Source organism: Streptomyces sp. NPDC097129 (genome assembly GCF_055668065.1).
Window position 1 is genome coordinate 34,332 of record NZ_JBVOQE010000002.1, and the last position, 21,527, is coordinate 55,858.

Below are 21,527 nucleotides of genomic sequence, written 5' to 3' on the forward strand. Positions count from 1 at the left end.
CTCACCGCTCCCCCCGTCCGCGTCCGTAGCGCCGCTCGAAGCGCTCGACCCGCCCGGCGGTGTCCAGGACCCGCTGGGTGCCGGTGTAGAAGGGGTGGCTCGCCGAGGAGATCTCGACGTCGATGACCGGGTAGGTGTTGCCGTCCTCCCACTCGACGGTCCTGTCGCCGGTGGCCGTCGAGCGGGTGAGGAAGGCGAAGTCGGCGGCCCGGTCACGGAAGACGACCGGGCGGTACTCGGGGTGGATTCCGGGCTTCACAGCTCTCAGCGCTCCTCACGGAAGTCGACGTGGCGGCCGGCGACGGGGTCGTACTTGCGCAGCGTCAGCCGGTCGGGGTCGTTACGGCGGTTCTTGCGGGTCACGTACGTGTAGCCGGTGCCGGCGGTGGACCTCAGCTTGATGATCGGGCGGAGTTCGTTACGGGCCATGAACGGCACCATACACGAGATTGGTTTTCATTTTCATTTAGCTGCTAGTGTGCTGCCGTCACCGACCCACCGAGGAGGAACCCGTGTCCGCCCACTGCCAACTCACCGGCCGCCGACCCGGCTTCGGCCACCACATCTCCCACTCCCACCGGCGCAGCAAGCGCCGGTTCGACCCGAACATCCAGCGCAAGCGCTACTGGCTGCCCAGCGAGGGCCGGCACGTCCGCCTCACCCTGTCCGCCAAGGGCGTCAAGACGGTCGACCTGATCGGCGTCGAGGCAGCGGTGGCCCGCATCCGTGCCCGGGGAGGGAAGGTCTGATGGCGAAGAAGAGCAAGATCGCAAAGAACGAGCAGCGGCGCCTCGTCGTGGCGCGGTACGCCGCGCGGCGTGCCGCACTGAAGGCGATCATGGCGTCCCCCCGCAGCTCGGAGGACGAACGGACTGCCGCTCAGCGGGAGTTGCGTCGGCAGCCCCGTGACGCCAGTGCCACCCGCGTGCGCAATCGCGACGCCGTGGACGGGCGCCCCCGCGGCCACCTGCGCGCCTTCGGCCTGTCCCGCATCCGGGTACGCGAGATGGCACACGCGGTGAACTGCCCGGCGTGACCAAGAGCAGTTGGTGAGCGACGGCCACTCCGCTCACAGGGCGAGCCCCCTGAACCGCCGCAGCACCCACGCCGGCAGTGTGGGTGCTGCGGCAGGTCGGGGGGCTCGCCCACGCACAGCTGCCACTGGGAAGCCGGCGTGCTCTTCCCGGGCATCTCCACCGAGCACCTCACCACCGGCGTCTTCGCGAACAACACGGTGACCTACCCCCCGACCGGCGCCACCAGCAACGGCTCCTCCACCGACGACTTCAGCAGCGCCCGTTCGGCCTTTCACTGGTTCCAGCTCTCGTCGTACGGATCGCGCGGTGTCGGCACCGGTACCGCCTCGGTGACCCGCACATACGGGATCGGACGGTTGTTGACCGGGTCCCTGGTCCGCTTCGGGGTGTATGTGCCGGTCACCCGCAGCCAGGTGTCCGGTTGCAGGACCGGTGGGATGTCGCCCGTCAGGGCCAGCTTCACGGGCTGTGCGTCCGCGGCGCAGCAGTTCAGGGACATGCGGACCAGGAACGGTGCGCCCCGTGTGTCCAGGGCGACAAAGCCCGTGATCTGCACCTTTCGTGTGCCCAGTGACCGGCCGTGGTCGTACACCGCGCGGCCCGCGTAGTCGGCCAGGCTGATCGGGAGGGGGTCCGAGTCCGGAAGTTTCGCGTAGCCGTACGGCTGCTGCAACGCCGTACCGGCACGCATCGCGCTGAAGGAGCCGAGTGCCGGCGGCGCCACCAGGATCAGTGCGAGGAGGGGGATCAGGAGAAGCCACGCGACGCGTGGTTCTCGGTGCCCGTGACCGTGACCGTCCTCCGCACGATGGTCGTGCTGCTGGGCTTGCCCCCTCCGGCCTGTGAACTCGTACCACACCGTCGCCGCCGCTCCGGCTACGAGCACGGCCCCCGCCGCCAGCAGCAGCGGCCGCAACCCGGCCTTCACGTACCGCAGATACAGGTCCGTGCACCCGGAATGCAGGAGTACCGCGCCGACCAGGAACATGACCACCGCCTGGGCCTGCCTGTTCACCAGAGCACCACCCCGGTCAGGACCCCTCCCGCGACCGCCAGCACGAAAGTGGCCGGGGCGAAGCGGAACGCGAAACCGCGGCCGAAGGTACCCGCCTGCATCGCGAACAGCTTCAGGTCGATCATGGGGCCGACCACCAGGAACACCAGCTTCGCCGTCAGCGAGAACTGCGTCAGCGACGCCGCCACGAACGCGTCCGCCTCCGAGCAGATCGACAGCAGCACGGCCAGGACCGCCAACGCACCCACAGCGGCAAGGGGGTTGCCCGCCGCCGTGCGCAACCAGTCCGCCGGGACCACCGCCTTGAGCGTCGCAGCCGCCATCGCCCCCAGAACCAGGAAACCGCCCGCGTGCATCACGTCGTGCCGGACCGAGTCCCAGAACGCCGCGCCCTTCCTCTGCCCGTCGTATCTCGCGTGGGCCGGCGGACGCAGCCACTCCGTGCGGCCGAGTCGCTGCCACAGCCAGCCCATGGCGCACGCGACGAGCAGGCCGGCCGCGAAACGCCCCAGCACCATTTCCGGATGGCGCGGGAAAGCGACCGCCGTCGCCGTCAGCACAACCGGGTTGATCGCCGGCGCGGACAGCAGGAACGCGATGGCCGCGGCGGGCGTCACCCCACGACGCACCAGCGCACCCGCCACCGGGACCGACGCACACTCGCAGCCGGGCAGCACCGCGCCCGCCAGGCCCGCGACCGGCACGGCGAGCCCGGGGCGGCCGGGCAGTGCGCGGGCGAAGAACGAGGGAGGGACGAAGACCGCGAGCGCCGCGGACAGCAGGACGCCCAACACCAGGAAGGGCAGGGCCTGGAGCACCACCGCCACGAACACCGTCATCCAGCTCTGCATCACCGGAGCGGCGAGAGCCCTGCGAATCGGGCCCTGCCCCATGACGATGAGGAGCAGGACCGTGACCAGGACGACGGAGGAGTTCACATGCCGGCCGTCACCGGCCGTACGTTCCCCGCCGGCACGCTCACCCGCGGTGTCCGCCGGCCGGCCCCGGCCATCTGGCTCCTGCGTCATCGCGTCCCGGTCGTCCGTCCCGATGGTGGGGGCTGATCTCGTGGTGGCCACGGGTACGGCACCTCCGGCGGGCAGCGTTTGCGGGAATACCTCACCCTGACTACGGCGGCCACAGCACAGGCGTTCAACCGCGCTCATCATCGTGTGCACCGTGCGCTCGCGTGAACTCTGGATGAAGCGTCACCCGGGTTCCGTCAAGCCACGGTCGGGGCGAATTTCGGCCACGACTCCCCCAGCAGCAGCATATGAACGCCCCAGGAAAGGCAAAGGAACGTTCCGGTTTCAATTGCCGTCTTGTTGTCGTGGCCCCGACATTCATACGGTCTGCGCGGCCACGGTGCACACCCCGCGCCGAGGTCGTATCGCGCACCCCCCACAGCCCTTCCCGGTTCACCCACCATGCGGAGGACGTACGTTGCGCAGAACCGTTTCCCTCACCGCCGTGGCCACGCTCGCCACGGCCGCTCTGGCCCTGGCCGCCCCCGCCGGCCAGGCAGCCCAGTCCACCACCTCCCCGTCCCACGGGGTCACCGTCGCCCACGCCTGCGCCGCCCCGACGAAGAAGGGCGAGATGGCCTGCAACGCCCTGCAGGTCACCGCGGGCACCCCGAAATCGGCCCACGCCGAGAGCGCCCTGACCGCGGCCGCCGCTCCCTCCGGCTACGGCCCCGCCTCGCTGCAGGCGGCGTACAAACTGCCGTCCGCGAGCGCGGGTTCGGGCCAGACGGTGGCGATCGTCGACGCCTACGACGACCCGAACGCCGAGGCCGACCTCGCCGTCTACCGCTCCCAGTACGGCCTGCCCTCCTGCACCACCGCCAACGGCTGCTTCAAGAAGGTGAACCAGAACGGCAGCACCAGTTACCCGCGCGGCGACTCCGGCTGGGCCGAGGAGATCTCCCTCGACCTCGACATGGTCAGCGCGGCCTGCCCGAACTGCAAGATCCTGCTGGTCGAGAGCAGTTCGGCCAGCATGACCAACCTGGGCACGGCCGTGAACACCGCGGTGCGACTGGGTGCGAAGTTCGTCTCCAACAGCTACGGCGGCTCGGAGTCGTCGAGCGACGCGACGTACGACTCCTCGTACTTCAACCACCCGGGCGTCGCCATCACCGTGTCCTCCGGCGACAACGGCTACGGCGTGGAATACCCGGCCGCGTCCAAGTATGTGACGGCGGTGGGCGGCACGTCCCTGACGACCGCCTCGAACACGCGCGGCTGGACCGACACCGTGTGGAGCGGAGCCGGCTCCGGCTGCTCCGCCTACGACGCCAAGCCCAGCTGGCAGAAGGACACCGGCTGCGCCAACCGCACCGTGGCGGACGTGTCCGCGGTCGCCGACCCGAACACCGGCGTCGCGGTCTACGACAGCTACCGCTCGGCCACCGGCTGGATGGTCTTCGGCGGCACCAGCGCCTCGTCCCCGCTGATCGCGGCGACCTACGCCCTGGGCGGCGCCCCGTCCGCCGGCTCCACCCCGGCCTCCTTCCCCTACGCGCACACCTCGGCGCTGTACGACGTCACCAGCGGCTCCAACGGCAGCTGCGGCGGCTCCTACCTGTGCACCGGCACCACCGGCTACGACGGCCCGTCCGGGCTCGGCGTCCCCAACGGCACCGCCGCCTTCACCGGCTGAACGGCGCTGTGAACTGAGCCGGTCGGCAGTTCGCAGCATGCGGGGGACCAGGACCGCCGCCACCCTTTGGCGGCGTTTCTGGTCCTCCGCGACCGGGTCCGGAGTCGGCGACAGCGTCGGCGCGGGCCGCCGGCGCATCCAGTGGGATACCTGCGAGGAAAGCTGGGCCCGGGCGCGGACGTGACCTGCTCGCGGCGTCTGGCCGCTCGGGACGAAGCCGGGGTCGTGCCCAGTCCGGCGGCGGTCGGACCGGGACCACGGCAGGACCGTTCCCGTACCCTTCCCCAGAGCCGCCGCGCAGGAGCGGCTCCGGAGGGGGGACTGGCGACCGCGAGGGAGACGGCATGGGAACCGCTGACCGGCAGAGTGCTGGAGACTGGAACCGGGTCGGCGACCCGCCTCACCCCGGAGACGGCCGTGCGAGCGAGCAGAGCCACGCCTACGGGTACGGGTACGGGTACGGGTACGGGAATCCTCCTGAGCCGATACCTCACGCCGGCCACGGACCCGGCGCAGGCACGGGCCACCTCCCCTCCCAGGCGATTGACCACGGGCACGCACCAGTGACCGGCGCCGGACATGGCTCCGCTCACGGACACGGTCTGGACGCCGGCAGTCGGGCAGGGGCGCACACCCACGGACACAGCCACAGCCATGGCCCTGCCGCGCCCGTCTCCCGGCACCTGCGCAAGGTCATCGCGGCGATCCTGATCCCCTTCACCGCCGCGGTAGTGGTGGGGCTCGTGGTGCTGTGGCCGGGCGACGCCCCGCCGCACAAGCGCACTGGTGTCGGTTTCGACCAGCAGACCCAGCAGGCGACGGTCACCAAGGTCGTCGAAGTGAGCTGCAAGTCGGTGAACGCCTCCGCCGAGACCCCCACCGGCGACACCTCCACCGCCGAGGGCAACTCGGCACAGCAACAGGCGAACGGCACCTGCCACAAAGCCACGATCCAGGTCGACACCGGCAAGGACAAGGGCCGTACCTTCACCGAAATCGTGCAGCCCGACCAGCCGCGACAACTGCACCAGGGCGAGAAGGTCGTCGCCGCATACGAACCCTCCGCGCCCAAGGACCTGCAGTACTCGGTCGCCGACGTCAACCGGCGCTTCCCGATGGGCCTGCTGGCCGGCATCTTCGCCCTCGCCGTCGTCGTGGTCGGCCGGCTGCGCGGCGTGATGGCTCTGGTCGCGCTGGCCATCAGCTTCCTGGTACTGAACTTCTTCGTCCTGCCGGCGGTCCTGCAGGGCTCGAACCCGCTCCTGGTGGCGGTGATCGGGTCGAGCGCCATCATGCTGATCGCCCTGTACATGTGCCACGGCCTGTCGGCCCGCACCTCCGTGGCGGTGCTCGGCACGCTGCTCTCGCTGGCACTGATCGGCGTCCTGGGCTCGGCGTTCATCGGCTGGGCCGCCCTCACCGGCAACACCGACGACAGCACCGGCCTGATCCATGGCCTGTACCCGAAGCTCGACATGAGCGGTCTGCTGCTCGCCGGCGTCATCATCGGCTCGCTCGGTGTGCTCGACGACGTCACCGTGACGCAGACCTCAGCCGTCTGGGAGCTGCACGCCGCCAACCCTTCGATGGGCTGGCGCGGCCTGTACCGAGCGGGCATCCGTATCGGCCGCGATCACATCGCCTCCGTGGTCAACACGCTCGTCCTCGCCTACGCGGGAGCCGCCCTCCCCCTGCTGCTCCTCTTCTCCATCGCGCAGAGCGGCGTGGGCACGGTCGCCAACAGCGAGCTGGTGGCCGAGGAGATCGTGCGCACGCTGGTGGGCTCGATCGGCCTGGTCGCCTCGGTGCCGGTCACGACCGCGCTCGCCGCGCTGGTGGTGGCGGCCGACCGGCCCGGCCCGCAGGCGGAAGCGGTCACCGCCGGGGCTGGGGCGGCCGGCGGAGCGACTGCCGGCCGGCGCGGGCGTCGGCGGAAGCGTTGAGAGTACTTTCCTCAAGGGGGGTCCCGGCCAGGTGATCCAGTGCCTGGTCGGCCGCAGGATCGAGATCCATCCGGGATATCGAGTTGGGGGGCCGCCTCCATGAACGCCGGTTCGGCCGGCCCGAGGGCGACCGGATACAGTGCGCGAGACGGCAGCCCGGCCGGGGAGGGAAAGCGTGACCGACACCAGCAGCACCCAGCCCGCCGAGGGTCAAGCACAAACACCGCGGCCGAACCGACTACGCCGCCTGATGCGCTACATCCCCCTGATCGCGCCCGTCCTGCTGTGGGCCGTGCCCTGTTGCGTGCTCCTGTACACCGGCCAGCACTGGCCGCTGCCCGTCACGCTGGCCGGCACCCTCGTGTTCGCCCTCGGCCTGATCGGTATGCCGCTCGCGATGGCGCGTGGCCACGGCCGACGCCAGCAGGACCGGGCGGCGATCATCGGTGACACCCTGCTGGGCACGAGCTGGGTCCTGTTCACCTGGTCCGTTCTGCTCGGCGTCCTGTTGCGGCTCGCGCTGACCGTGGCCGGCGTCGGCGAGAGCCAGGACCGGGCCCGCATCGTCACCTGGGCCGTCCTCGGCGTGACCGCCGTACTGCTCGCCTGGGGGTACGCCGAGGCCCGCCGCGTGCCACGCGTGCGCCGACTCGACGTGCGACTCCCGCGACTCGGCGTGGGGCTGGACGGCACCCGCGTCGTCCTCATCACCGACACCCACTACGGCCCACTCGATCGCGCCCGCTGGTCGGCACGGGTGTGCGAGACGGTGAACACTCTGGAAGCCGACCTGGTCTGCCACACCGGCGACATCGCGGACGGCACCGCCGAACGCCGCCGCGCCCAGGCCACCCCGCTCGGCACCGTGCGGGCCACCCGGGCCCGGGTCTACGTCACCGGCAACCACGAGTACTACAGCGAGGCCCAGGGATGGGTCGACCTGATGGACGAGCTGGGCTGGGAGCCGCTGCGCAACCGCCACCTGCTCCTCGAACGCGGAGGCGACACCCTCGTGGTCGCCGGCGTGGATGACGTCACCGCCGAGTCCTCCGGCCTGGCAGGCCACCGTGCCCACCTCGCCGGAGCCCTGAACGGCGCCGACCCCGACCTGCCCGTCCTGCTCCTGGCACACCAGCCCAAGTTCATCGACCGGGCGGCAGCCGCCGGCATCGACCTCCAGCTCTCCGGCCACACCCACGGCGGCCAGATCTGGCCCTTCCACCACCTGGTCCGCATCGACCAGCCCGTCCTCGCCGGCCTCAGCCACCACGGAGCCCGCACCCTCCTCTACACCAGCCGCGGCACCGGTTTCTGGGGCCCGCCGTTCCGCGTCTTCGCCCCCAGCGAGATCACCCTGCTCGTCCTCCGCTCCCCGCACCTGCCCACGTCGCCGTAGCACGGGGCGGAACAACACATCCGCTTGGCGGTGCTCTCGAGCTGAGGGGGCGGCGTCGACAGATGACCAGGCTCGCCCGGTGGTGGAGCAGGCCCTGGGTGATCTACGAGTGTGAGGCGGGCACATCGGCGTTCTACGCGCTCACCCCCGGCCGACTGGGCGGTGAACCACCCCCACGGCCTCTGACCGGCAGCGACCCGGGACGGCGAAGCGCAGCATGCTCGCCGTCCCGTCGTCGTTCGCGCACGGTGCCGGCACCTGGCGATTCGTCCGAGCCGTGTCGGCGCCTCGCGACGGGACCGCCGCAAGGCTCCAAGGTCCCTCCGGCGAAACGAGGGACCGGTCGGCTCAGCCGCCGCTCTTGCGCCTGAACGACCGCTGGCTCGCAGCCGGGCCGTGCGCCGCGCGCACCTTCGACGCATCCGGGTTGGCGGCGACATCGGCCGCGTCCGCCTGCGCACCGCGCTTGCGCGCCAGGGCCTCACGGAACTTGCGCTTGAGGTCGTAGTTGCCGTCGCTGTCCGGCGCCAGAGGGGACGTCTCGGGGGCGGCCGGCTCCGAACCTTCCGGGGATACGGGTTCTGCGGTCATGGTGACCTCCTGGGTTCGGGGGTGAGCAAGCACAGCTTGTCATGCCGGGCGCGGTGCGGGGCGCCGGCAACATCATTCGGCTGTGTTCCGGCGGGTGTCAGGACAGTGGCCCTCAGCCGTTGCGGCGCACGAGGGCGGCCTTGCGGGCCTCGGCGAGCTTGCGGGCCTCGCCGGACTTTCGCGACTTGCCGCCGGCGCCCCGGGAGAGGTCCTTGCTGGTGCCGAGGCCTCGGAAGGGAGCGTTGGTGTTCTTGGGCCGGGGGACGGCGGGCCCGCCGTCGAGCGGGGTGCCGGAGGGAGCCTTGGCGCCGGTGATCCGGCTCAGCTCCGCCTCGCCCGAGCGCACCTTGGTGACGGTCGGCTCGATGCCGGCGCCGGCCAGCACCTGGCTCGTCTCACGCCGCTGGCCCGACAGCACGAGCGTGACCACTCTGCCGGACTCACCGGCGCGGGCGGTGCGGCCGGCCCGGTGCACATAGTCCTTGGGGTCGGTGGGCGGGTCGACATTGACCACGAGGTCGAGGTCGTCGACGTGCAGGCCACGGGCCGCGACATTGGTCGCCACCAGAACGGTGATCTGGCCGTTCTTGAACTGCGCCAGGGTCCGTGTGCGCTGCGGCTGGGACTTGCCGCTGTGCAGTGCTCCGGCGTGCACCCCGCTGGCCCGCAGATGCCGGGTGAGCAGGTCGACGCCGTGCTTGGTGTCGAGGAAGAGCAGTACGCGGCCGTCACGGGCGGCGATCTCCGTGGTGACGGCGTAGCGGTCGGGGCCGTGGACGACCAGAACGTGGTGTTCCATCGTCGAGACCGTGCCCGCGGACGGGTCGACCGAGTGGATGACGGGGTCGTGGAGATAGCGGTGGACCAGCTGATCGACGTCGCGATCCAGAGTGGCGGAGAACAGCATCCGCTGGCCGTCGGGGTGCACCTGGTCGAGCACATCGACCACCTGCGGCAGAAATCCCAGGTCGCACATCTGGTCGGCCTCGTCCAGCACGGTGATCCTCACCCGTCCCAGGCGGCAGGCGTTGCGCTCGATGAGGTCGTGCAGGCGTCCGGGGGTCGCGACGACGACCTCGGCTCCTTCACGCAGCGCGGCGACCTGCCGGCCGATGGACATGCCGCCGACGACGGTGGCCATCCGCAGCCGCAGCGCCTCGGCGTACGGCGCCAGCGCCGCGGTGACCTGTTGGGCCAGCTCCCGGGTGGGCACGAGGATCAGCGCGAGAGGCTGCTTCGGTTCGGCGCGCCGCCCGGCCGTACGTGTCAGCAGCGGCAGGCCGAAGGCGAGCGTCTTGCCCGATCCGGTGCGCCCACGCCCCAGGACGTCGCGCCCCTTCAGGGCATCGGGCAGTGTGGCGGCCTGGATCGGAAAGGGTTCGCGCACTCCGAGTCCGCTCAGGGTCCGCACCACCTCCACCGGCAGTTCAAGACCGGAGAAGGATGCGGCCGGGGGCAGCGCCGGAGTCGTGGCTCCGGGCTGGGCGGGACCGCCGTGAGCGATGCCGGAGTCGTCGCGATGCTTCATGAACAGCCTTCCGCAGGGGAACGTACCGAGGAAGGCCCGGCAGGCTTGAACAGCCCGCACACAAGCTGAACCGATCAGGCAGAATCGCCCACCGCGACGACCACGCAAACGCATGACACTAACACACGGCACAGCATCTCGCTGTGACGCGGATCACCGCTCCCGTGTCGATGCGGTTCGAGAGGTTGTCCCTGTCACCGCCGGACAGGGCATCGGCGTTTCGGCCAACCGTCTCCCGGCACGGCCTCTTGCGGGGCACGGGTCGGTGCATCGCGCACCTTCAGCGAACCGCTCCACCCCGGGCTGCGCAGCCCGACCGAAAGACATGTGTTCGAAACGCAGGCCACGTCGTTGGACTCGACGACCACAGCGACGAGCGTCCGACGGAGGCCTGCGTTGACATCAGCCGGATCACATCAAGGTGCGTCCCGCGACGCCGGGAAAAGGACGACAACCGACACGATCTCGAACGCGGAGCGCGAGCTGTACGGCGGACGACTCCGCTACGACCAGTCCTTCGTGCGTCACGAAGGGCCCTTGACGCGGCTGCGGTTCGGGCAGATGGCGGCCGCGCTGCCCCGCATGGTGGACATGGTGCTGCGGACCGGCCTGCACAGCGACCGGCGGGCGCTGGCCGGGGTCGTCGTGGCCCAGCTCGGGCAGGGCGTGACGGCCGCGTGGGGGCTGGTGGCGGTCAACAGCGTGCTCGCACGGCTGTTCGCCGACGGCCCGACCACGGACAAGCTGCGCGACGCTCTGCCGTCGCTGTCCGTGCTGGCCGTCACGGCAGTGGCCACGGCGCTGTTGTCGGCGTGGTCGACCGCCATGTCCGGGCGGCTGGAGCCGCAGGTGGAGCGCGCGGTCTCCGCCCGGTACTACGCGGCCGTCACGCATGTCGAGGTGGAGGCGACCGAGCGGCCGGAGATCCAGCGGGTCCTGGAGGCGGGGAGGTTCGGCACCGACTCCGCCCGCAACATGCTGCGGCTGTCGGTCGGCGTGGGCAATGTGGTGATCGGTATGGCGGCGGCCGCCGTCGTCCTGGCGTCGCTGCACTGGGCGCTGCTGCCGATGCTGCTGGCCGTCGCCCTGCCGAAGGGATGGGGAGCGGTCCGCTCGGCGCGCCGCGACTACATCTCACGCCTGAACTGGGTCGACCACCGGCGGGCGATCGCCTCCCTGCTGGCTTATCTGACCCGCCCGCACGCGGCCGGGGAGATCCGTGTGCACGCGGCGGGGACCAAGCTGCTGTCCGGCTACGAGGAGATGTCACGGCAGACGGAGGCCGAGCAGCGGCGGCTGGCCCGGGAACAGGCCGGGACGGATCTGGTCGCGGGCGCCTTCGCCGGGCTGGCGTCGCTGGCCTGCTACGGGCTGCTGTGGTGGCTGCTGGCCGGCGGTGGTCTGCCGCTGGCCGTCGGCGGGACGGCGGTGATCGCCATCCGCACCTCGACGGCACGGCTCACCTCCTTGGTGCAGCAGGTCAACCGGCTGTACGAGGAGCTGCTGTTCCTCACGGACACGGAGGACGCCATCGCGGTGGCGCGTGAGCACGCGATCCCGCTCACGGGTACGCCGTTGCCCACGCCCGTGCGGGAAGTGCGGGTGCAGGAGGTGTCGTTCACCTACCCGGGAGCCGACTCCCCTTCGCTGAAGGGGGTGAGTGTGCGGGTGCGGCGGGGTGAGGTGACGGCGCTGGTCGGGGCGAACGGCTCGGGCAAGACGACCTTGACCAAGGTGCTGGCCGGGCTGCTGCTGCCCACGGAGGGCAACGTCTGGTGGGAGGGCGAGTCGGGCGAGGCGGTCGAACTCCGTGCGGCGCACCGCGCCCAGGTCTTCGCCTCCGTCGGGATGCTGGCGCAGGACTTCCCGCGCTGGGAGATGACCGCCGCGGCGAACGTGGCCATCGGTGCCGGAGACCGCCCCCGTGACATGGACCGGGTCCGCGATGCGGCGCGGGAAGCGGAGGTGCTCGATCTGATCGAGGGCCTTCCGCACGGCTGGGACTCGATCGTGTTCAAGGGGTACGAGCGCGGCGTCCAGTTGTCGGGCGGGCAGTGGCAGAAGCTGGGGACCGCGCGCACGCGCTACCGTGACGCGCCGCTCCTGCTCGTCGACGAGCCGACGTCGGCGCTCGATCCGCACGCGGAGATCGCCGCGTTCGCCAAGCTGTGGTCCCTGGCCGCAGAAGGGCACGCGGTCGTGCTCGTCACCCACCGGCTGGCCGCGACCATGAACGCCGACCACATCTACGTCCTCGACCAGGGACGCCTCGTGGAAGACGGCACCCACGAGGAACTCATGGCCCGTGAAGGCGGCCGTTACCAGGGCATGTTCGCCGCCCAGGCCGCCCAGTACGGCCTCACCACACCAACCGCGGACGGCGTTCCGGCGCCACGGACCGGCTCGGTGCCGTAACGCGTCCCTTCGTGTCCCGCCACGCCGTCCGACGGCCCGTGCAAGCCCCCAGCGGCATCACGCCAGGGGGACCTGCCTGCCGCCACCGACCGGGCGGGCAGCCCCCGGCCCGCGGCCTTGCTGGTGTGCCGGCAGGCCGGGAAACGAACCCCTGTTCTGACCGAGTACGGTCTGGCTCGACGGGGCCGGGGGCGGTACTTTCAGCGGCGCTACGACCACGACGGGCCGTTCGGCCCGGCTCGCCACGACCCCGGCTGCCCGGCGCTCACCCCGCACTCGTACCGCCGACCACCGCCGCCGCCTGCGCGCGGTCCGCGGCCTCGGCGGCCCGCTCCAGGAGAGAAAGGTTCAGCGCCATGAGTTCCAGGATCCAGCCGACCGCCCAGGTCGACGAAGCCGCGACGATCGGGGACGGGACGACCGTCTGGGACCTCGCCCAGATCCGGGAGGACGCCCGGCTGGGCAGCGGGTGCATCGTGGGCCGGGGGGCCTACGTCGGGCCGGGTGTGCGGATCGGCGACAACGTCAAGCTGCAGAACTACGCCCTGGTCTACGAGCCCGCGGTGCTCGGCGACGGGGTGTTCGTCGGCCCGGCGGCCGTGCTCACCAACGACTGCTTCCCGCGGTCCGTGGACCCGCGGGGCCGGCTCAAGCGCGGGGACGACTGGGAGGCCGTGGCCGTGACCGTGGGCGAGGGGGCGTCGCTCGGGGCGCGTTCGGTGTGCGTCGCGCCGGTGCGCGTCGGGCGCTGGGCGCTGGTCGCCGCGGGGGCGGTGGTCACCCGGGACGTGCCGGACTTCGCGCTGGTGGCGGGCGTTCCGGCGCGCCGGATCGGCTGGGTCGGGCGGGCCGGCGTACGACTGGTGGAGCGGGACGGTGAGCCGGGCGGATGGGAGTGCCCGGAGACGGGCGCGCTGTACGACGAGAAGGACGGCGAACTTTTCGAGCGCGTGTGACTGTCTGATTTTCGCAAAACGCCAATCCTCGAACATCCGCAGGCATAACATGTGTCCGAACTGTGGAGATGGGGCACAGTGAGCACACAAACCAGCGCCCAGGGGGGGTACCGGTGGTGACCTCTGTGTCCGACGCGAGGAGCGAGCGCCGCTCCGACGCCTGACGTCCGATGATCGACATCCGTATTCGACGTCCGTAATCGATGCCCGTGATCGACGTCCGTGGCCGAGGCACGTGGTCGAGGTCCGTGATCGACGTCCTGACTCGGCGTCAGACGAACGGCGTTCGACGACGGGCGCTCGACGACCGGCGTCCGGCGTCTTCCTTCCGCCGTGCGGTCTTCTCCGTCCCGGCGATCACACGTAGGTGCACAACAGGGGGGTTGGTGTGTCCACACGATGACCACGACACGTCTCGCGGCGCTCGGTCAAGAGGAGCCGCAGCTGCTCACGCTCGCCGGGCGGCTCCTCGCCCTCGCCGAATCGGGGCTGCCGAAGATGCTGCTGCCCGGCGGTGAGGCGTTCGCCTTCACCATGGCGGGGCAGCAGCGCCCCGACGGCTCCTGGGCCCTTCAGCGGCGCGGGATCAGCACCCGGTACGCGGCCATCACCGCGCTCGGCGTCCGGTTCCTCCCGGAGGACCGCCAGCGTGCGGTGCTCGACGGCCGTACGGCGGAGGAGTTCGTCGGCCTGCTGATCGAGTCCCTGCCCGCGGTGACCAGCCTCGGTGACGCGGCGCTCATCGCGTGGGCCGCCGCCGACACCGGGCACCCCAAGCTCTCCGACGCCCTCGCCCGGGTCGAGGCCCTCGACGTAGCGGGCCGGCCGCAGTACACCGTCGAGGCGGCGTGGGTGCTGTCCGCGCTCGCCGCCGCCCGGGACACCGCCGACGTCGAGGCGCACTTCGGCGCCGCCCGCGACCGTCTGCTGCGCGCCCGCCTCGGCGACAGCCCGCTGTTCCTGCACGCCACCGGGCCCGGACTGGTGCCCTGGTACCGGGAGCACGTGAGCTGCTTCGCCGACCAGACCTACCCCGTGCAGGCCCTGGCCCGGGCGCACGCGAGCAGCGACGGCGGCGACGCCGAGGCGCTGGCCGCGTCCGAGGCGTGCGCCGCCCGCATCTGCGCGCTGCAGGGCGAGGGCGGGCAGTGGTGGTGGCACTACGACGCGCGCACCGGCCGTGTCGTGGAGGGCTACCCGGTCTACAGCGTCCATCAGCACGCGATGGCCCCGACCGCGCTGTTCGACCTCGCTGACGCCGGAGGCACCGACTTCGGCGCGGCGATCCGCAGAGGCCTGCGCTGGATGACGGACGTGCCCGAACTGGCCGGCGCCGCGCACCGGGAGCCGATGATCCTGGACGACCTCGGCGTCACCTGGCGCAAGGTCTTCCGGGGCGACCCGAAGAAGGCCGTACGCGCCGCCCGGGGGCTCGCCACCCGGGTCGCGCCGAACCTTCGGCTGACGGCCCTGGACCGGGTGTACCGGCCGCTGTCCGTGGACCGCGAGTGCCGGCCGTACGAGTTCGGCTGGATGCTGCACGCCTGGCTGGGGGGCCGTATATGAGCGCGCGTCAGTCCCTGTTCGGGATCGAGGTCGACCCGCTGACCATGGACGAGACCGTGGAGCGCTGCCTCGAGGCGGTGCGCGACGGGCGTCAGCTGGAGATCGGCGTGGTGAACGCCGCGAAGCTGGTGAACATGCGGCGCGACCCCCGGCTCGCCGACGCCGTCACCGGCTGCGATCTCGTCCTGGCCGACGGACAGGCCGTGGTGTGGGCCGGCCGGGTCCTGCGCGCCCCGCTGCCGGAACGGGTGGCCGGTATCGACCTGTTCCTGCGGCTGCTGGCCGAGGCGGAGACGGCCGGCCTCTCCGTGTACTTCCTCGGGGCGAAGGAGGAGGTGCTCGCCGAGATGCTGCGCCGGGTGGCGGTCCGCTTCCCCGGCCTGAAGGTCGCCGGCAGCCGCAACGGCTACTTCGACGACCGCGAGCAGGAGGCGATCGCGGACGGCATCGCCCGCAGCGGCGCCCGGATGCTCTTCCTCGGCATGACCTCGCCGAAGAAGGAGATCTTCACCGCCGCGCACGGCGCCCGCACCAGAGCCCGCGTCGTGCACGGCGTCGGCGGCTCCTTCGACATCCTGGCCGGCGTCACCAGGCGGGCCCCGAGGACCTGGCAGCGGTGGGGCCTGGAGTGGCTGTACCGCGCGCTGCAGGAGCCGCGCCGCCTGGGCCGGCGCTATGTCACCACCAACGCCTCCTTCCTTCTCATGACGGCGCGCGAGTTCGTCCGGCTCACCCCGTCGCCCGCTTCCGCGAACAGGAGTCACTGATGCGCGTCGTCGTGGTTGGACAGGGTTACGTCGGACTGCCGCTGGCCGTGCGGGCCGCCGAGGTCGGGCACGAGGTGATCGGCTACGACGTCGACGCCCGGCGGATCAAGAGCCTCGCCGCCGGTGAGTCCTTCGTCGAGGACGTCTCCTCGGAGCGGATCCGCGCCGCGCTGGACGACGGCAGCTACCGTCCGAGCGATCTGGCGCGTGACTGCGGCGGTTTCGACGTCGCCGTGGTCACGGTGCCGACCCCGCTGCACGAGGGCACCCCCGACCTGCGCTACATCAAGGAGTCGGCGGCCACCCTCGCCCGCTATCTGCGCCCCGGCGCCACCGTCGTGCTGGAGTCGACGACGTACCCCGGCACCACCGAGGAGCTGTTCGCGCCGATCCTGGAGGACGGCTCGGGCCTGAAGGCGGGCGCCGACTTCCACCTCGGCTACTCCCCCGAGCGGATCGACCCGGGCAACGCCGTCTGGGGCTTCCAGCAGACGCCGAAGGTGGTCTCCGGTGTCGACGCGGCGTCCCTGAAGGCGGTGCGGGACTTCTACGGGCAGCTCGTCGACACGACCGTTCCGGTGCGTTCGCCCAAGGAGGCCGAACTCGCCAAACTGCTGGAGAACACCTTCCGGCATGTGAACATCGCGCTGGTCAACGAGATCGCGATGTTCGCCCACCATCTGGACATCGACGTGTGGCAGGCCATCGACGCGGCCTCCACCAAGCCCTTCGGCTTCATGAAGTTCACGCCCGGACCGGGCGTCGGCGGCCACTGCCTGCCGATCGACCCCTCCTACCTGTCCTGGCGGGTGCAGCGCGAACTCGGCCAGTCCTTCCGGTTCGTGGAGCTGGCCAACGACATCAACAGCCACATGCCCGAGTACGTGGCGCGCCGCATCAGCGACCTGTTCAACCAAAGACGCCGGTCCGTGAACGGCTCGCGCATCCTGCTGCTGGGGCTGGCGTACAAGAAGAACACCGGTGACGCCCGGGAGTCGCCCGCGCTGCGCATCTCCCAACTGCTGCTCGACATGGGCGCCCAGGTCAGGGCGGCGGACCCGCACGTCGTGGAGGACCTGCCGGTGGACGCCCGGCTGGTGCGGGTCGAACCGGTGCCGGAGGAGCTGGCGGCCGCCGACGTGGTGGTCCTGCTCACCGACCACGACGGCTTCGACTACGAACTGATCGCCGAGTACGCCCCCTTCGTCCTCGACTGCCGTCGGCGGCTGACGGCCGGCCCCACGATCGAGGTGCTCTGAGACATGCGCGTCGTGTGTGTCGCGGGGGCGCGACCCAACTACATGAAGATCAAGCCGGTGATGGACGCGCTGGAGCGCCGGGGCGCGGAGGTCGTCCTCGTCCACACCGGTCAGCACTACGACCCGGCCATGAACGACGTGTTCTTCGCCGACCTCGGCATCCGGCCGCCCGACCGCTTCCTCGGCGTCGGCTCCGGCAGCCACGCCGAGCAGACCGGACGGGTGATGACCGCGTTCGAGCCGCTCCTGGACGAGGTGTCCCCGGACGTCGTCGTCGTGGTCGGCGACATCAACTCCACCCTGGCCTGCGCCCTGGTGACGGCGAAGGCCGGGCCGCTGCTCGCGCACGTCGAGGCCGGTCTGCGCAGCCGTGACTGGAGCATGCCGGAGGAGGTCAACCGGGTCGTCACCGACCGGGTCAGCGACTGTCTGCTGGCCCCCTCGCCGGACGCCGTGGACAACCTGCGCGCCGAAGGGTACCGGGACGACCAGGTCCACCTCGTCGGCAACGTCATGATCGACACGCTGCTGGCCAACCTGGACCGGGCCCGGACCTCCGGTGCCCTCGGCCGGTACGGGCTGACCCGGGGCGAGTACGGACTGGTCACGCTGCACCGGCCGGCCAACGTGGACGACCCGGAGGTGCTCGCCGGGCTGCTGAAGGCCCTGGGCGAGGTCGCCGGGCGCTGCCCGCTGGTGCTGCCGGTGCACCCGCGCGCGGCCGGCCGGCTGGCGGAGACCGGCGTGCCCGGGGGTGTCCGGCTGGTGCCGGCCGCCGGGTACCTGGACTTCATCGCCCTGCAGGAGGGCGCCCGGCTCGTGCTGACCGACTCCGGCGGCGTGCAGGAGGAGACCACCGCGCTCGGCGTGCCGTGCGTGACGCTGCGGGACAACACGGAACGGCCCATCACCGTCGAGCAGGGCACCAATGTGCTGGCCGGGCGGGATCCGGAGCGGATCGTGACCACCGTGCGCCGGGTGCTGGACGCCCCGCCCGCGCCGCGCCGGCCCGAGCTGTGGGACGGCCGCGCGAGCGACCGTATCGCCGAGGTCCTGCTGGAGGGAGGGACCGCGCGCACCCGGCCGCGGCCGACCGACCGGCCACTGCCCGTATGATCCGCCCGCACCCTATGCTCGGGGCACGTCGGGCCGCGAGGGGGGACCACCATGGATCTCGCTGAGATCTTCCGTGTCATGGGCAGGCGCTGGAAGGTGCTGTTGCCCGGACTGCTGCTGACCGCGGCGCTGATCGCGGCCGTGGCGCTGACGGTGCCGGTCACGTACCAGTCGCAGAGCACGGTGGTCCTGCTGAACTCGCAGAAGGCCACCGTCGCCTACGACGGCAACCCGTTCCTGAGCACGCAGACCTCGCTGACCGGCATGGCCGACAGCCTGGCCCGCAACCTGAACTCCGACGGCTCGCTGCGGGAGCTGAAGTCCCGGGGCGCGACCGGCACGTTCGAGGCGAAGCTCGCCGACAACGCGCAGGGGCCGCTGATGTGGCTCACCGTCACCGGCACCGACAAGGCCGGTGTCCTGTCCGCCGACCGTGTCCTGACGGCGTACGCCCAGGAGCGGCTGGAGCAGTTCCAGCGCCAGCAGCGGGTCGACCCGAAGGCCATGATCCGGATGACGGCGATCGTGCCGCCGCAGAACCCGGTGGCGCAGACCAAGACCCGGCTCGAGTACATGATCATGGCCGGGGTCCTGGGCCTGGTGCTGAGCCTGGTGGCCGTCTTCTTCGTGGAGGCGCGCCGCCGTCCGCGGGATGCGAGGCCCGCGCAGTCCGGGACCGGCGAGCCGGTCGTGGAGCAGACGATGGCCCTGCGGACCGCACCCAGTTGGTCCCGCTCGGCCGACAGCAGGTCCCCCGACAACAGGTCCGCCACGCAGCCGAGGGCCGGGCGGTCCGTCATGACCGCGGAGTCCGCCGCCGAGCCGCTCGACGAGGAGTCCGCGCATGGACAGCATGGACAGCGTCCGCACACCGGACAGCCGCACCGCTGAACCGGGCGGCACTCCCGCTCCCGCCTCCCTGGGCCACCAGGTCCGCTCCGCAGCCCGCTGGAGCCTGATCAACACCCTCGTCATGCGGCTGGGCAACTTCGCCACCGGCATCCTGCTGGCGCGCTTCGCGCTGGGACCGGCCGAGTGGGGTGTCTACGGCATCGCCCAGACGGTGCTGCTGGTCCTGCTGTCGGCGAACGAACTGGGCGTCAGCCTGGCCCTGGTGCGCTGGGAGGGCGATCCGCGCCGCTTCGCCCCCACCGTGCTGACCCTGGCCACCGCCTCCAGCGGCCTGCTGTACGCCGCCCTGTTCGCCGCGGCGCCGACGGTCGCGGTGCTGCTCGACTCGCCGGACGCCTCAGGTGTGCTGCGCGTGATGTGCCTGTGCCTGGTGATCGACGGCGTGGCGCAGGTGCCCGCCGCCATCCTCACCCGGGAGTTCGCCCAGGGCCGGCGGATGGTCGTCGACGCGCTCAACTTCGTCCTGAGCACCGCCGTGACCCTGGCGCTGGCGTTCGCCGGCGGGGGCGCGATGAGCTTCGCCTGGGGTGCGGTCGCCGGCAACGTCGCCGCCCTCGTCGGCTGCGCGCTGGCCGCGCCCGGCACCCTGCGGTTCGGCTGGGATCCCGTGCAGGCCCGGGCGCTGCTGAAGTTCGGGCTGCCGCTGGCCGGAGCCAGTCTGCTGGCGCTCGCCGTCGTCAACGTGGACACGCTGGTCGTCGGCTCCACCCTCGGCGGGGTGTCGCTCGGCTTCTACGTGCTGGCGTTCAACATGTCCGGCTGGCCGGTCCGGGTCATCTCCGAGGCGGCCCGGCGGGTCTCCTTCGCGGGCTTCTCCCGTCTCGCCGACTCCCCGCAGGCGCTCGCGCAGGGGTTCAGCCGCGCCCTGGGCGTCCTGGTCACCGGGACGGTCCCGCTGTGCGTGCTGCTCGGCGGCCTGGCCGCCCCGATCGTGCACCTGGTGTACGGCGGCACGTGGGTGCCCGCGGCGGCCGCGCTGCCCTGGCTGATGGCGCTGGGCCTGGTCCGCATCGGCTGCGAACTCGCCTACGACTGCCTCATCGCCGCGGGACAGCGCCGCTCGCTGATCCTGACCCAGGGCCTGTGGGTCGTCGCCCTGATCCCCGTCCTCGTCGCCGGGGCCCGTCTGAACGGCATCGTCGGCGTCTCCCAGGGCCATGTGCTGGTCGCCGCCGGTCTCGTCGTGCCCGCCTTCGCGCACGCGCTCGGCCGGGCCGGGATAGGTCTCGCTCCCCTCGCCCGTGCCTGCGCCTGGCCCTTCCTCGGGGGCGCGGTGATGACGCTGGTGGTCCTCGCCGCCAAACGGCTCCTGGGCGAGGGCCTCCTCGCCGTGTGTCTCACCGCCACGGCCGCGCTGGCGTGTTATGTGGTGTGTGTCCTGCCGAGCCGCCGTTTCCTGCTCGTCTCCCCTGCCCCGGAGACCGTATGACGAGGCTGCGCCTCCTGCTCGCCGGCCTGGCCCTCGTGCTGTGCGCCGCCTGTTCGCCGGCCGGCGACCCCGCTCCGGCCCCCTCCCCGGAGAGGGCGCAGGACGCCAAGCCGCCGCTTCCCGGGGAGGCCGGCTTCCCCGACGCCCGCACCACCGGCCCGCGCACCTCCCTCACCCCGCATTCCACGGGCGACATCAGCGTCAGGACCGACGGCACGGTCATCAGGGGCTGGGACCTCACCGGCTCCCTCGACATCTACGCCGACGACGTGACCGTCGTCGACTCGCGGATCACCTCCGCCAACTGGTGGGGGATCAACCTGCGCCCCGGGCACAGCGGCCTGAAGGTCCTGCACAGCACCATCACCGCAGTCCCCGGCAAGGGCCCGGACAACGGCGGGGTGGACTACGCCGTCTCCAACATGGGCACCAGCTCCGTCGAGGTCGGCTGGTGCGACGTCTCCGTGTTCGGCAACGCCCTGTCCATGGGCCAGGGTTACCTGCACGACAACTACGTCCACGACCTCGTGCCGTTCCGCAACACCGGCGGCGAGTGGCAGCACACCGACGCGGTGATCAGCGGCGGCGGCAACAAGGGCCGGCTGGTCGTGCGGCACAACACGCTGCTCAATGGCGTACCCGTCGACCGCGGGGCGTCCGCCGCGATCGGCCTGTTCGCCGACACCGGCCACGTCTCCCAGGTCACCGTCGACCGCAACCTGCTCGCCGGCGGCGCGTACGCGCTGTACGGGGGCGGGCCGGGCGCGACGCGGATCACCGTCACCGACAACGTCTTCTCCCGCCGCTACCACCGCAACTCCGGCGTCTACGGCGCCGTCACCGCCTGGAACGAGGGCGGGGCCGGGAACGTCTGGCGCGGCAACCGGTTCTCCGACGGCACCCCGATCGTCCCCAAGCCGGCCGGCTGAGGAA

19 protein-coding genes and 1 pseudogene are annotated in these 21,527 nt (G+C 71.6%); 14 read left to right on the forward strand and 6 right to left on the reverse strand.

All coding sequences use genetic code 11. The features are described 5' to 3' along the window. Nucleotide 1 precedes the first annotated feature (1 nt). Both AC0B9F_RS06025 and rpmG read right to left on the reverse strand, forming a co-directional pair. Nucleotides 2–259 (reverse strand): type B 50S ribosomal protein L31, encoded by a 258-nt coding sequence (locus AC0B9F_RS06025; RefSeq protein ID WP_471999040.1) that lies wholly within the window; start codon nt 257–259, stop codon nt 2–4. A gap of 5 nt (nt 260–264) precedes the next feature. Next, the gene (gene rpmG, locus AC0B9F_RS06030; RefSeq protein ID WP_017949758.1) at nt 265–429 is read right to left on the reverse strand and encodes a 50S ribosomal protein L33; all 165 of its coding nucleotides are present in this window, start codon (nt 427–429) and stop codon (nt 265–267) included. Between the two features lie 83 nt (nt 430–512). Here rpmG and rpmB point away from each other — a divergent pair, with 83 nt between their 5' ends. Both rpmB and rpsN read left to right on the forward strand, forming a co-directional pair. Next, nucleotides 513–749 (forward strand): 50S ribosomal protein L28, encoded by a 237-nt coding sequence (gene rpmB, locus AC0B9F_RS06035; RefSeq protein ID WP_471999041.1) that lies wholly within the window; start codon nt 513–515, stop codon nt 747–749. After that, nucleotides 749–1,053 (forward strand): annotated as a pseudogene (rpsN, locus tag AC0B9F_RS06040) (30S ribosomal protein S14). The gene rpmB and the pseudogene rpsN overlap by 1 nt, the downstream one beginning before the upstream one ends. A gap of 255 nt (nt 1,054–1,308) precedes the next feature. Here rpsN and AC0B9F_RS06045 read toward each other — a convergent pair. Beyond that, nucleotides 1,309–2,052: a TIGR03943 family putative permease subunit gene (locus tag AC0B9F_RS06045; protein ID WP_471999043.1), complete on the reverse strand. Its 744-nt coding sequence runs from the start codon at nt 2,050–2,052 to the stop codon at nt 1,309–1,311. Continuing rightward, complete coding sequence (locus tag AC0B9F_RS06050) at nt 2,049–3,080, reverse strand: permease (protein ID WP_472000838.1); 1,032 nt, start codon at nt 3,078–3,080, stop codon at nt 2,049–2,051. Before AC0B9F_RS06050 ends, AC0B9F_RS06045 begins: the two co-directional genes overlap by 4 nt. A gap of 415 nt (nt 3,081–3,495) precedes the next feature. On the opposite strand from AC0B9F_RS06050, the gene AC0B9F_RS06055 reads away from it, so the two are divergent. From AC0B9F_RS06055 to AC0B9F_RS06065, 3 genes are all read left to right on the forward strand, one after another. Next, complete coding sequence (locus AC0B9F_RS06055; RefSeq protein ID WP_471999045.1) at nt 3,496–4,716, forward strand: S53 family peptidase; 1,221 nt, start codon at nt 3,496–3,498, stop codon at nt 4,714–4,716. A 344-nt stretch (nt 4,717–5,060) separates the two neighbouring features. After that, nucleotides 5,061–6,659, forward strand: coding sequence for a YibE/F family protein (locus AC0B9F_RS06060; RefSeq protein ID WP_471999046.1), 1,599 nt, complete (start codon nt 5,061–5,063; stop codon nt 6,657–6,659). Between the two features lie 175 nt (nt 6,660–6,834). Then, nucleotides 6,835–8,055: a metallophosphoesterase gene (locus AC0B9F_RS06065; protein ID WP_471999048.1), complete on the forward strand. Its 1,221-nt coding sequence runs from the start codon at nt 6,835–6,837 to the stop codon at nt 8,053–8,055. Between the two features lie 348 nt (nt 8,056–8,403). On the opposite strand, the gene AC0B9F_RS06070 is transcribed toward AC0B9F_RS06065, so the two are convergent. Together AC0B9F_RS06070 and AC0B9F_RS06075 are read right to left on the reverse strand one after the other, a co-directional pair. After that, entirely contained in the window at nt 8,404–8,646 is a 243-nt protein-coding gene (locus AC0B9F_RS06070; protein ID WP_471999050.1) for a DUF5302 domain-containing protein, read from the reverse strand. Between the two features lie 112 nt (nt 8,647–8,758). Beyond that, on the reverse strand, nt 8,759–10,174 hold the full coding sequence (locus AC0B9F_RS06075; RefSeq protein ID WP_471999052.1) for a DEAD/DEAH box helicase: 1,416 nt from the start codon (nt 10,172–10,174) through the stop codon (nt 8,759–8,761). Nucleotides 10,175–10,711: 537 nt separating this feature from the next. Between AC0B9F_RS06075 and AC0B9F_RS06080 the strand changes: the two genes are divergently transcribed. The 9 genes from AC0B9F_RS06080 (at nt 10,712) to AC0B9F_RS06120 (ending at nt 21,523) form a co-directional block, all read left to right on the forward strand. Then, the gene (locus AC0B9F_RS06080) at nt 10,712–12,589 is read left to right on the forward strand and encodes an ABC transporter ATP-binding protein (protein WP_471999054.1); all 1,878 of its coding nucleotides are present in this window, start codon (nt 10,712–10,714) and stop codon (nt 12,587–12,589) included. A 356-nt stretch (nt 12,590–12,945) separates the two neighbouring features. Further along, nucleotides 12,946–13,545, forward strand: coding sequence for an acyltransferase (locus tag AC0B9F_RS06085; protein ID WP_471999056.1), 600 nt, complete (start codon nt 12,946–12,948; stop codon nt 13,543–13,545). Nucleotides 13,546–13,944: 399 nt separating this feature from the next. Continuing rightward, the gene (locus AC0B9F_RS06090; RefSeq protein WP_471999058.1) at nt 13,945–15,111 is read left to right on the forward strand and encodes a hypothetical protein; all 1,167 of its coding nucleotides are present in this window, start codon (nt 13,945–13,947) and stop codon (nt 15,109–15,111) included. After that, the gene (locus AC0B9F_RS06095) at nt 15,108–15,878 is read left to right on the forward strand and encodes a WecB/TagA/CpsF family glycosyltransferase (protein ID WP_471999060.1); all 771 of its coding nucleotides are present in this window, start codon (nt 15,108–15,110) and stop codon (nt 15,876–15,878) included. Before AC0B9F_RS06090 ends, AC0B9F_RS06095 begins: the two co-directional genes overlap by 4 nt. Then, nucleotides 15,878–17,137, forward strand: coding sequence for a nucleotide sugar dehydrogenase (locus AC0B9F_RS06100; RefSeq protein WP_471999062.1), 1,260 nt, complete (start codon nt 15,878–15,880; stop codon nt 17,135–17,137). Before AC0B9F_RS06095 ends, AC0B9F_RS06100 begins: the two co-directional genes overlap by 1 nt. A 3-nt stretch (nt 17,138–17,140) precedes the next feature. Beyond that, entirely contained in the window at nt 17,141–18,253 is a 1,113-nt protein-coding gene (gene wecB / locus AC0B9F_RS06105; RefSeq protein ID WP_471999064.1) for a non-hydrolyzing UDP-N-acetylglucosamine 2-epimerase, read from the forward strand. 51 nt (nt 18,254–18,304) lie between these two features. Next, nucleotides 18,305–19,144 carry a YveK family protein gene (locus AC0B9F_RS06110; protein ID WP_471999066.1) on the forward strand — a complete coding sequence of 280 codons (840 nt, stop codon included), beginning with the start codon at nt 18,305–18,307 and terminating at the stop codon, nt 19,142–19,144. Further along, nucleotides 19,098–20,594 carry an oligosaccharide flippase family protein gene (locus AC0B9F_RS06115; RefSeq protein ID WP_471999068.1) on the forward strand — a complete coding sequence of 499 codons (1,497 nt, stop codon included), beginning with the start codon at nt 19,098–19,100 and terminating at the stop codon, nt 20,592–20,594. The genes AC0B9F_RS06110 and AC0B9F_RS06115 overlap by 47 nt, the downstream gene beginning before the upstream one ends. Then, the gene (locus AC0B9F_RS06120; protein WP_471999070.1) at nt 20,591–21,523 is read left to right on the forward strand and encodes a hypothetical protein; all 933 of its coding nucleotides are present in this window, start codon (nt 20,591–20,593) and stop codon (nt 21,521–21,523) included. The genes AC0B9F_RS06115 and AC0B9F_RS06120 overlap by 4 nt, the downstream gene beginning before the upstream one ends. Nucleotides 21,524–21,527: the final 4 nt, after the last annotated feature.